Below are 12,029 nucleotides of genomic sequence, written 5' to 3'. Positions count from 1 at the left end.
ACCTATCAACCCCATCAATATAAACAATTTCCTAAATCCCTATCTATAAACCATACTTTGTATAGAACATCAGCGGGAGAGACCCAAATGCTAAATACAAAAGTAAAAGATTTTATGCAACGCAAGTTGCCAAATATCACACCAGATACAGAAATGACGACAGCCATAGCAGAACTACAAAAATTTAAACTACTTGGTGCACCAGTATTCGATAAAGATAAATGCCTAGTCGGATTTATTTCCGAACAAGAGCTTTTAAAGCCACTTATGCAAAGCAGTTATTTTTGTGATGGCATAGTAAAAGTATCGCAGCTTATGCAAACAGGAGTCGTTACTATAGATGGTGATACAAATATTATTGAGCTTGCTGAAAAAATGCAGCCTGGTAAACCAAAAAACTACCCAGTTGTAGATGGCATTAAAGTAATCGGTATGATCAGCCGGGCAGATGTACTTAAAGCACTTTACGATAATTACATAAGCTGCCAAACACACTAAATTGCAGATAACAAAATGCCGCTTATATAAAGCGGCATTTTTAATACTCTTAAATTAACGTGCGCTAACGATTGCCGAAAGCTCTTTTTTATCGCCATCGCTTAAAAATGCTATTTCTAATGCATTTGCTTGGGCTTTTTCCATATCAGCTTGAGATAAACCAGCTTGAGGTGCTGCAACTGCATATTCATACTCAATTTCAATCCCTTCAACAGCAGGATCATCAGTATTAATACACGCTAAAATACCGTGTTCTAAAAACTGTTTAAGTGGATGCTTAGCTAGGTCGCTCACTGTACTGGTTTGAATATTACTTGTTAAGCATGACTCAATACCAATGCGATTATCGCGTAAGTAATCCATGAGCTTTGGATCTTCAATAGCTTTAACGCCATGCCCTATTCGGCTCGCCCCTAATTCATTAATTGCCTGCCAAATACTCGGAGCACCAAGAGCTTCTCCAGCATGAATAGTCGATGCTAAATAGGCATTTCGTACCTGTTTAAAGTGCGCTACAAACAACTCCCCGGGAAAACCTATTTCGTCACCGGCTAAATCAACCGCTACTAAATCATTTTTAAATGCGAGTAATGCATCAAGCTCTTTCTGGCATGTTTTTACGCCATAAGTACGCGATAAAATACCAATTAAATTCGCTTTTATGTTTGCGCCTTTTGTTGCTGATTTAATACCATCAACAACCGCTTCTACAACCCCTTGCGGGTGTAAACCTTGGCTTTGTGCCATATAGTAAGGGCTAAAACGAAGCTCTACGTAATCAAGGCCTTGGGCTTGAGCATCTTCAATGTTTTCAATCGCTATGCGCCTACACGCATCGTAGTCGCCAAGTACTGCAACACCCCAATCTAACTTTTGTAAAAAAGCCATAAGATTTGGCTCAGGATCAATAACTTGAACATGAGGAATGAGTGCCTCAACATTATCTGCAGGTAACTCTATATTAAACTGACGACCAAGTTCTAATATGGTTTGCGCACGTACATTACCGTCTAAATGGCGGTGAATATCTAGCAAAGGTAATTTTCTATTGATCATAATAGCAACCCAGTTTAGTTAAATTTGCGCGCATGATACGCAGATATGGTTATTTTTCAAGTCTATATGGTTTGCGGTAAGTTTAAGCGGTCATATGTCTGCTTTTTGTGCAAAAATAACGTAACTTATTTATGTGATAAATGATGCCACAGTGTTTTAAATAGCGTATTAGCATCAATTGGCTTGGTTATATAGTTATCCATTCCACAAGCAACTGCTTTTTTAACATCATCATCATGCGCGTTGGCAGACAAACCAATAATAGGTAAATCAATCAGCCCTAAATCATTACGGATAACTTTGGTTGCCTGTAAACCATCCATATTTGGCATTTGAATATCCATCAGCACAATGTCATAACTATTGGTAGTCAACATTTTTATTGCTTCAAACCCATCACTCGCAATATCAGCTACACACCCCTTGGTCTTTAATATTGCACTAGCAACATGTTGATTTAAAGAATTGTCCTCAACTAAAAGCAGCTTATAATCAGTAAACGATAAGCTCTCAACATCTATCTCATTATATTGTTGCTGTACCTGCTCTGCTTTTGGTAGGGGGGAATTCAACGGCACACTAAATGTAAAAGTAGAGCCTTTACCCTCGTGGCTAGCTAAATCAATAGCCCCTCCCATCAACTCAACCAGTTTTTTGCAAATACTCAAACCTAGTCCTGTGCCACCATATTGTCGAGAAGTAGAACTATCGGCTTGAGAAAAAGGTTTAAACAACTGTTTTTGAGCTGCTTCACTAATACCAATACCCGTATCGTTAACACTAAAATAAGTCATCTTTTTTGATTGCCATACTTTAAGTGTTATGCAGCCTTGCGCTGTAAATTTAACTGCATTATTAAGTAAATTTAAAAGTATTTGTTTTAAACGAATAGGATCGGTATGAATAGTTAAGTTTGTTGTTTTATCGTAATCGAGATGCAATTCCAGTGACTTAACATCTACTTCAAATTGCATTAAATTCGTCACTTCATCCACTAAGCGACCCACATTAATGGGTTCTTGTACTAAATCAAGTTTGCCAGCTTCCATCTTAGAGAAATCGAGTACATCGTTTAATACCCTCAGTAACACACCAAGCGCACCATCCGCTTGCTCTATATAAGTTCGAGCCTGTGGCCAATCATTTTGCTGCAGCGCTAAATAATGCAGTCCTTTTATACCATTAATAGGTGTGCGCACCTCATGACTCATATTAGCTAAAAACTGGCTTTTAATATGGCTTGCTTCATCAGCTTTTTGCTTTTCTTGACGTAAAACACGAGTTTGTTTTGCCACTTGCTCACGAATTTGTATATTTGTACCAGTAACCGAAATCAAAAAAGTTATTAATAACCACACAAATAGCATACCTACTATTTGTGCAAGCCAATACATTAACCATGATGTTCTAACTACAGGCTCATGTAATTGCACTTGCCAGATCCGCTTGCCAATAAGTAATTGGTATTCTTTTAATAGTTCAAAAGAATGAGTATCGGCTGTGTAAATACTCTGTTTTTGATTGGGTAAAGTCACATCTAAAAAGCTAGCTGCAACGAGGTTATTTTGATCAAATAATAACGATTGCGATAATTTTTTAAGGCTTACTACTGCAACAACAAACCCTTTAAAGTCATCTTCAGTAGTGGAGTTTCCAAAAACAGGGTGCAAAAATAACACACCTTTTTCTTGCGTATTTTGTACTAAATCGATTGGCTCACTTAGCACTAGCTCATTTAAAATCTTTGCTTTGTGTAATGCTGCCGCCCTCCCTTTATTTGAGGCTAAGTCAAAACCAATAACACTTACATTACCAATCAATGGGTATGCATAAAGTACAGGGTAATAAAAGTCACGTGAACTTACTGGCTCCCATACCCCTTCTGACCATCTTTCTTTTACATAGTAATCATCAATGTATTGAGTATTTTCTGAGCGTTCAAAATCGGCTAATTGCTCTGCTGAAATGTAAGGTACCCATTCAAATGCAACAATTTCTTGACTATAACTAAGCTGTTTAGAAGTGAATAGCTTAAATTCATCAAAAGTCACCTCATCACTACTTGCAAAAAATGTTGCTAGCAAGCTTAGATGGGCTGACACTTCATCAATTCGTTGGCTTATAGCATCTTGAACAGACAATATTTTAAGCTCTTGTTTTTGTATTTCTTTTTCTTTTTTAAAATTAGACGCAGTATAAAATCCTGCACTAATAATGATATATATCATTAGAGAAGGAATAATAACCTGCAGCCTATTTTGAACTTGTTGATAGTTAAACCCAGCAAGCACCAGCGGAGTAAAAATTAATACTCCAACGCTATCACCTATCCACCATGCGATAAAATTATCAATAGCGCCATGTGCTGGTATTACGTGATTACTAACTAATAAAAACGTACCGACTCCTGCAGCCAGAACACAACACACTGGACCAGCTATAAATAAGCTTTGTATACAATGCTTTAAAGAAGAGAGATCAAGGGGGGCTTTTATAACTTTTGTAATAAATTGAGCGCCTATCCATGCTTGCAACACAGACGCTGTAGTAACTAACAAGGCTTGAATGGCAATTTGCCAATTGAAGATATCAGATGCGCTATCGAGGTTAACTATATTTGTTAATAACGCACCAATAATGATGCCAGGTAAAGCTCTACGATTCCACAGTAAAAGTCCAGCCAATGCAATGCCCGAAGGAGGCCATGAAGCAACGGCATAACCATCAATAGAAAGAAGAAGATTACTAGCAAATCCAGTTAAAAAGTAAGCACTGGCTAGGCTGAAAGTTAATACGAATAAATTTTTCAATACTCAGCTCCTATACCTGTACTTACATTTAGTTTAGTTTAGTTTAGTTTAGTTTAGTTTAGTTTAGTTTAGTTTAGTTTAGTTTTTCATATTTAAGCTCATTGATACAAAACCAGTGCTTTCTCAGTTTGTGCACTTTTACTATAGCTTAGCGCAGCTTGTTCCGCGTACTGTTTTTTATTTTCAGAGTTCAACGCTTTATCAAATACCCTTGCGGCTAAATCATAGTCACCTTGTGCATTGGCAAGGCAAGCAAGTGCTAGTAATAAAGCATTATTACTTTCATCTTTTTTAAGGCGCTCTTGAATGCAGGTCTGCAACTTGATTGCATCAGCATTGGCTGCGCCATTTAAGATATGGGCAAGTTGATTGTGCTGTTCGTTGTGTTTAACCATTTTTATCAAGTCGCCCTCAATTACAGCTAGCTGACCTATCGCTGCCATTTTCGCTAAATAAGCAGTATGCGCATAAGCTTGTAGCTTTTTAGGAAGCTGTTTATATTTATGTGTAATTTCTTCAATTGGCAGAGCTGAAAAGTAAGCATTAAAAACACATGTCCACTGCTCGCTTGAAAACACCTTTTTGCGCAACAATCTTGGTAAAATGTCTTCTAAAGCACTAAAGTGCTGCTGTTGCACCAACACTTCGGTATACAGCTTTAACTCAAGCGCAGTAGCTTTTTTAGATTCGGCGCTTACACGCATCTGCGATTCAATTGCGCTACTATCGCCACTTGCTAGCCAAAGTTTCGCGACTTTTAGTTGATGCTCAGGGCTTATTTCAAATAAACGCTCAAGTGCTTTATCTGTTTGATTATTAGCAAGCGCTGCTTTTGCAAGTAATGCTAAGCGAATATCTTCAAACTTATCTGGCACACTATTACCCGATAAAGCCTGCTCTACATGCTCATAATCATCGTTAATAGCACTCCACAGAGCCTGCTCAATAGCTGCTTGTTTGCGCTCTTGATTACGTGCAAAAAAGCCATGTTTAGTATTATGATAAATCGATAATAAGTAGCGGATTAGCTTATATGTAATAAATACGATCGCAGTAATAACAATCACTGTACCGCAAAAAGCAATCATAGTGCCCTCAACTGTATAGTTATTAAATGAGAAAAGGACATAACCTTTCTCATTTATAACGTAAGGAGCTACACCAATAACAAGTACTAACGCAATAACCAGTATTATTAGCCCTATCATTGCACCCACTCCTTAACCTGCTGTGTACTTTGAAGTGTTACTTTAGGGTTAAAGTTAAGTGATTCTTTTTCAAGACTAGCTATTGATTTTAAAACCCTTTGTGTAGCGTTATCGTCTTTCTTAAAATACTCATCAACTAAGCGTTTTGCTTCACTTAAAGTACTAAAGTAAATGCTAGCTTGTTTACTAAGTAACGCATCTTGTGCCTGAGTAATATAAAGCTTAATACGTTGATTAACGAGGTGACGCTCTTGCTCATCAAGAAATGGAGCAACTACTCCTCCTTCTCGATGGTGAAGTGTTAAAAAGCTGTCTAAGAAGCGACCCCAGCTGTTATTTAAATTCTGCTGCCAATCATTTATGTCTTCACTTAATACATTTTCATCTACTTCGGTAACTTCTTCTGGCAAATTAACTGCATTAAAAACTAAGTCGTCAATACTGCTTAGTACACTGTTTAGCTGTAAATAAATAGCCTCTGTTGCAACAGGTTTAAGGCTATCAAGTGTTTGTATGTCTTGCATAATAGCTTGGCGAACTTCAACTGTTCCTGGATGCTCACTAAGTAATCCATCTAAGCGTTTTAAAACAGCATTAGTGCCTTGGTAATCTTTTTCAGCCCATAGTTTAAACTCAGCCATACGTTGTAAACTGGTTACTTCTTGTGGGTTTAGAGACGAGCCTTGTTGCTGCGCCTTTTGCAAAGCGGCTTTCAATTCTTGCTGATTTTGAGCTGTACTTTCACTGAGGGCTGTGGCAATTTTTTTCTCACTATTAAACAGCGCTTGCTGTAAATTAGATTGCGCCGATTTAAGTGCTTGCAGCTCTTGAACGAGTAACTTATTTTGCTCGCTTAACTCATTAACGGCTAGGTTTTGCGCCTTACCAGCATTTAGTTTTTGATAAAACTCGTATCCAACACCAGAGGCCACAATTAACGAAATCAAAAGCGCAAGTGCTGCAACCTTACTTACCTTTTGTTTATTTTTGTCTGCCGTATTTTTTGTAGCTGCAGGCTCTTGCTTTGTTGATTTAGCTGAGGCTGTGTTAGCTGTTGTTGGTGTGGCTTTTTCTGCCGTAACTGGCTTTGACTGTTCGCTCATGTTGCTACCTTGCTGATTTATGCAGGTAAACATAGCATCATCGCTAGCCCCTGCTGCAATATGTATATTAGCCAAGCTTACTTGTTGCAGCTTTAAATAAGCGGCTATCCGCTCGCTGGCAACATAAAATTGGCACTGTTGTAACCATTGTAGTTGGTGTGCAGCAAGGCTTTTAAATATAGCATCAACTGCAGCATTACTTGTTATGACTATACCGTGTACATTCTGGCTTTTCCAGTGGTCTGTCCAGTTAGGGAGAATACTCTCTGTGGGTTCACGTTTGTACACAACACAATTATTTAAAAAAGCACCGCGCTCTTTGAGCGTTTTAGCTAACTCAGGGCGGCCACCTTGCCCCTTAACTAACACTATATTGCTGCCATCAACCTCTGCGAGTGATTTAAGCGCAAGCAACCCTTCTGAATCATACTGTTTTGGTAATGCTGCGCGTACACCAAATTGCTCATATATAATGTCGGCTGTTTGTTGCCCAACCGCATAAAATTGAGCTTTAGTATTTATATCGGGTTTTAATTGCGAAAGTGCACTAACTGCATCTTGCGATATAAATATTATTTTATCTGCATTTAACAGCGGACTAAGTTCAGTGCTAGAGGGTGTTAAATGCGTTATTTTTAATACCGGAAACAAAGACGCCTGATAACCCGCCTGCTCAAGTTGCTGAGCAAGGGCTGCGCCTTTTCCTTCGGGCCGAGTTATCAGAATATGTGTCATTTATGCGTCTCTATAAACTTCAGCTAATATTTTATCTGCACCTTGAGCTAGTAATTTTTTAGCAAGCTCAATACCTAATTTTTCTGCGTCATTTACATGACCTGTTACTTCGTCACGTAAAATTTCACTGCCATCCACAGCGCCAACTAAACCACGTAAATGTACTTGCTCGCCATCAACTAATGCATAAGCACCAATAGGAACTTGGCAGCCACCTTCTAAATAGCGGTTCATAGAGCGCTCTGCGTTTACGCGAATACGTGTTTGTGTATGCTCAAGTGGTGCAAGTAATGCTTTTGTTACTTCATCATCAATACGACACTCAATACCTACAGCACCTTGACCATTTGCTGGTAATGACACTTCTGGCTCAATGTAATCAGCAATACGCGACTCCATTTCTAAGCGAATAAGCCCCGCTGCCGCTAAAATAATAGCATCGTATTGGCCGTCATCTAATTTACCTAAACGCGTATTTACATTGCCGCGTAAATCACGAATATCTAAATCAGGGCGAAGCGCTTTAATTTGACACTGACGACGTAAGCTCGAAGTACCAACAATAGCGCCCTGTGGTAACTCGCCTAAATTAGCAAAGTTATTTGATACAAACGCATCACGCGGATCCTCACGCTCACAAATAGTATGTAGTTCCAATCCTTCTGGGAACTCTACTGGCACGTCTTTCATAGAATGCACAGCAATATCAGCGCGACCATCTAACATAGCTTGCTCTAGCTCTTTAACAAATAAGCCTTTACCGCCAATTTTAGCCAATGGCGTATCTAAAATTATATCCCCTTGCGTCGACATAGGGACTAATTCTACGCACACATCTGCATGAAAACGCTCAAGCTCTGCTTTCACAAATTCGGCCTGCCAAAGTGCTAAGGCGCTTTTACGCGTTGCGATACGTACTAATTTTGTTTTTTCTGTCATAAGGGTATCCAATTAATTACTGCGTTTAGCTAGTTTTAGTCTGCTAAAATTCTAAATTCTTTTTGAGCTATCAAGTTACCTTGCCCATCAACGACATCTACACGCCAGTGACCTGTTTGCGTGGCCATAATATTTTTCGTTGAGTATGTTCTGTAGCGAGTAGAGGTTACATTGAGCGAAATTTCAGCCATCGTAGTGCCCTCAAAAGACCACACATGCTTTACCTGCTGACCTTGTAAGCCTTTAAGTTCACTAAAAAATGATAATGACTCCTCAAACTGACTTAAACGAATGTCAGCAGCAAACACATTAGTAGGCTCACGTCGGCTTACTTTTCGAGTAAGTACTGCACGGCTAATTTTACCCGTGTCTATTTGCGCGCCCAATGCCACACTTGCAACTTGCGCGGTAGGCGAAAAACCTTCCGTGCCACTCAATGCGCCATCATCGTTTTCTAGCTCTAAGAGTAAGTCGCTCTGATTGGCTAGCTCAGCTTCATTTTGAGCTTCTGCGATTTCTTCTTGTACTTCATTATCAATATTTGAGTTTAACTCTATATTAATGCTTTCGCTTTGATCAGTAACAATATCGTTGTTAGCTAATAAAACCGTATTATTATTTACAAGTTCGACTTCGCCTAGTGTTTTACTTGAGATGTTTTTTTGATTTTCGTTTTGCGCAGCTGACAACGGTTCGATACTCGTCTGCGTTATCTCCACAGACTCATCAGGGATATTGTTTACCGATAATTCTGGCTCAACATCCGTTACTTCATCGCTTGTCTGGTTCTCTGCGTTATTACTAAAACTTAAAAAGTGCTCTTGCTCATTTGGATGCTCGCCTTGCTCTGCACTGACTGACGTTGTTAAACCATACACAACAGCTGCAGAGGTCATTAATACCAACATAGCAATACTCACAATACGACGCCAATTCCACTCGTAGCTTACCGTTGGTAAGCTCTCTTGTAGTTCGCGTTTAACATTTGCTTTAATAACTATTTTTTGACTCATATTGACCTCAGCGATTCCAAAATTAACTTAAACGAGCAACCAACCATTGGCGAATAGCTTGCAGTTCTTCTGCGCAAACTTGATGAGCCATCGGATATTCTTGCCAGCTTACATCCATGTTATGTGCTGTTAATACTTCAAACGCACTTTTACCTGCGCTATAAGGTACAACATTATCTTGACTACCATGCGCCATAAATACATTTAAATCGGTATGTTTTGCTTCATCAGCAAATTTTTGTGGCACACACATATAAGTAGAAAGCGCCATAACACCGCCAAGCTTTTGCTCAAAGCGCGGCGCTAAATGCAGCGACACAACACCACCTTGAGAAAAACCAGCTAAAATAATTTTATTAGCAGGTATGCCATTTGCTATTTCTGTGTTGATTAATTCTTCTACTTTAGCAGCCGAATCTCTCACACCTTGCTCATCAGCGCGTTTATCTAACTCTATAGATTTAATATCGTACCAAGAGCGCATTTCCATACCACCATTTATGGTGACCGGTTGCACTGGCGCATGCGGAAAAATAAACCGTATACCAAGCTCGCTTGGTAGGTTTAATTGCGGTGCTACTGGTGCAAAACCATCACCAGAGTCGCCTAAGCCATGTAACCAAATAACGGTCGCTTTGTGCTCACCTTGGGCTGGGTATTCTACAAATTCTAAACTCATAGTGTTGATTGCCATTTAACTTCTTGGCCAGCTTGGCGCGTTGACGCTTCATTAATAAATGCCCAAAATTCAGCGCCAGAGCGGTTATCAATCCATAACCCATCACGCATTTCAAAATGATGTCCGTTAAACTTAGTTGCAACCCATACTTGATGAAGAGGTGCTTGCTTATTGATCACTATTTTACTTTTATCAGGAAAAATAATTTCTAAAATACCTTGTGCCGATTCGTAGTCTAAATCAGCTTCGCAATCATCAACCTGCTCTTCAATAGTGAACATAAGAGCTTCGGCTAATTGGTGATATTCGTGTTCAGTCATTGTTATTTCCTTTGCAGGCGAGCCGCCTAATATTGGGTACGTTTTAGCTTTAAAAATGTGCAGCTAGTGTAACAGGAATAAAATCATCCGCGAATAGCTGCATTTTTTAGATATTCTGTTACTCTGCGATTATAAAGCCAGCAACCGTATTAATCTAATGAAAGCGACACATACCTTACAATTAAAAAGACTATTAATAAGCACTGTACTGTTAAGCGCCTTAGCTGGCTGCGGACAAAGCGGTCCGTTATATTTACCAGAGCCACAAACAGAGCAAAACCAACCTCAAAATACAGCTCAGCCAGCCACTACCGCAGAGCAAGCCAAAGCACAGCAAAGTCAGGAGCAATAAATGGATTATTTTAATTACAAAAACAACCAATTATTTGCCGAAGACGTCAGTGTGGCAAGCATAGCGCAGCAATACGGTACGCCATGTTATGTTTACTCGCGTGCTACATTTGAGCGCCATTACTTAGCGTTTGCTAACGCCACTAAAAATCACAAAAGCCTAGTATGTTACGCTGTAAAAGCAAACTCAAATATTGCCGTACTTAATATATTAGCGCGCTTAGGTTCGGGTTTCGATATTGTATCCAAAGGCGAACTTGCGCGTGTAATTAAAGCAGGTGGCGACGCCTCTAAAGTGGTTTTTTCAGGCGTGGCTAAAACGTCTGACGAAATAGCGTATGCATTAAAGCTGGGTATTAAATGTTTTAACGTTGAATCAGCCTCTGAGCTTGAACGTATTTCTGAAGTGGCTTGCGAGCTTAACCTAGAAGCGCCTATTTCTATTCGCGTAAACCCCGATATAGATGCAAAAACACATCCGTATATTTCTACCGGTTTAAAAGAGAATAAATTTGGTATTGATATTCAAACAGCAGTGAGTGTTTATCAACAAGCAGCGGCTTTACCTGGTTTAAAAGTAATTGGTGTCGATTGTCATATTGGCTCTCAATTAACGCAAGTTAGACCTTTTTTAGAAGCCCTTGATAAACTAATGGCGCTTATTGATGAGCTAAAAACTAACGGTATTGAGCTAACTCATTTAGATATTGGTGGCGGTTTAGGCGTACCGTACAACAACGAGCAACCACCGCACCCAAGTGAATATGCAGCGCAAGTTACCGAGCGCTTAGCTAACTATAAACACCTTGAACTAATTTTTGAACCAGGGCGCGCTATTGCAGCTAACGCAGGTATTTTAGTTACTCAAGTTGAATTTATTAAACAAAACCAAGACAAATTTTTTGCCATTGTCGATGCTGGTATGAACGATATGCTTCGCCCTGCGCTTTATCAAGCGTGGCAAAAAATCATTCCGGTATCCGTGCGCGATGACGAAACACCTACTCACAACTTTGATATTGTGGGGCCGGTGTGCGAAACCGGCGACTTTTTAGGAAAAGACCGCGAACTTGCCCTAAAACAAGGCGATTTACTCGCACAAAGAAGTGCGGGGGCATATGGCTTTACCATGAGCTCAAACTACAACTCGCGCCCGCGTGTTGCAGAAATAATGGTAGATGGTCAGCAGCATCACCTTATTCGCGAACGCGAAACTATTGAAAGCCTTTATCAAGGTGAGAAAGTTTTACCATAAACGTTTTTGTCTACTAGCTGCTCTGTGGCATGATTAGCACAGAGCAAAACCGAATTAGAGCG

Annotated in this window: 11 protein-coding genes; 3 read left to right on the top strand and 8 right to left on the bottom strand. The window is 39.5% G+C overall.

The window, feature by feature from the left end:
• Positions 1-87: 87 nt before the first annotated feature.
• Positions 88-498, top strand: coding sequence for a CBS domain-containing protein (locus tag DC53_RS14070; RefSeq protein ID WP_007377343.1), 411 nt, complete (start codon positions 88-90; stop codon positions 496-498).
• Positions 499-552: 54 nt separating this feature from the next.
• Here DC53_RS14070 and add read toward each other — a convergent pair whose 3' ends face one another.
• From add to cyaY, 8 genes are all read right to left on the bottom strand, one after another.
• Positions 553-1,554 (bottom strand): adenosine deaminase, encoded by a 1,002-nt coding sequence (add, locus tag DC53_RS14075; protein ID WP_007377342.1) that lies wholly within the window; start codon positions 1,552-1,554, stop codon positions 553-555.
• A 125-nt stretch (positions 1,555-1,679) separates the two neighbouring features.
• Positions 1,680-4,364, bottom strand: a complete 2,685-nt coding sequence (locus tag DC53_RS14080) for a CHASE domain-containing protein (protein WP_007377341.1) — start codon at positions 4,362-4,364, stop codon at positions 1,680-1,682.
• 98 nt (positions 4,365-4,462) lie between these two features.
• The gene (locus DC53_RS14085) at positions 4,463-5,572 is read right to left on the bottom strand and encodes a heme biosynthesis HemY N-terminal domain-containing protein (protein ID WP_007377340.1); all 1,110 of its coding nucleotides are present in this window, start codon (positions 5,570-5,572) and stop codon (positions 4,463-4,465) included.
• On the bottom strand, positions 5,569-7,410 hold the full coding sequence (locus tag DC53_RS14090) for a uroporphyrinogen-III synthase (RefSeq protein WP_007377339.1): 1,842 nt from the start codon (positions 7,408-7,410) through the stop codon (positions 5,569-5,571). Before DC53_RS14090 ends, DC53_RS14085 begins: the two co-directional genes overlap by 4 nt.
• Positions 7,411-8,349 carry a hydroxymethylbilane synthase gene (gene hemC / locus DC53_RS14095; RefSeq protein ID WP_007377338.1) on the bottom strand — a complete coding sequence of 313 codons (939 nt, stop codon included), beginning with the start codon at positions 8,347-8,349 and terminating at the stop codon, positions 7,411-7,413.
• Between the two features lie 35 nt (positions 8,350-8,384).
• Positions 8,385-9,362, bottom strand: a complete 978-nt coding sequence (locus DC53_RS14100) for a DUF2914 domain-containing protein (RefSeq protein WP_007377337.1) — start codon at positions 9,360-9,362, stop codon at positions 8,385-8,387.
• Between the two features lie 22 nt (positions 9,363-9,384).
• The gene (locus tag DC53_RS14105) at positions 9,385-10,041 is read right to left on the bottom strand and encodes an alpha/beta hydrolase (protein ID WP_007377336.1); all 657 of its coding nucleotides are present in this window, start codon (positions 10,039-10,041) and stop codon (positions 9,385-9,387) included.
• Positions 10,038-10,361, bottom strand: coding sequence for an iron donor protein CyaY (gene cyaY, locus DC53_RS14110; protein ID WP_007377335.1), 324 nt, complete (start codon positions 10,359-10,361; stop codon positions 10,038-10,040). Before cyaY ends, DC53_RS14105 begins: the two co-directional genes overlap by 4 nt.
• Before the next feature lie 157 nt (positions 10,362-10,518).
• On the opposite strand from cyaY, the gene lptM reads away from it, so the two are divergent.
• Together lptM and lysA are read left to right on the top strand one after the other, a co-directional pair.
• Positions 10,519-10,713, top strand: a complete 195-nt coding sequence (lptM, locus tag DC53_RS14115) for an LPS translocon maturation chaperone LptM (protein WP_007377334.1) — start codon at positions 10,519-10,521, stop codon at positions 10,711-10,713.
• Positions 10,714-11,967: a diaminopimelate decarboxylase gene (gene lysA, locus DC53_RS14120; RefSeq protein ID WP_033028907.1), complete on the top strand. Its 1,254-nt coding sequence runs from the start codon at positions 10,714-10,716 to the stop codon at positions 11,965-11,967. It begins immediately after the preceding gene.
• Positions 11,968-12,029 lie beyond the last annotated feature (62 nt).

The organism is Pseudoalteromonas fuliginea (genome assembly GCF_000690055.1).
Taxonomy (GTDB): domain Bacteria; phylum Pseudomonadota; class Gammaproteobacteria; order Enterobacterales; family Alteromonadaceae; genus Pseudoalteromonas; species Pseudoalteromonas fuliginea.
Note: the sequence above shows the minus strand (reverse complement) of the source record. Positions and strands in the feature narration are given on the sequence as shown.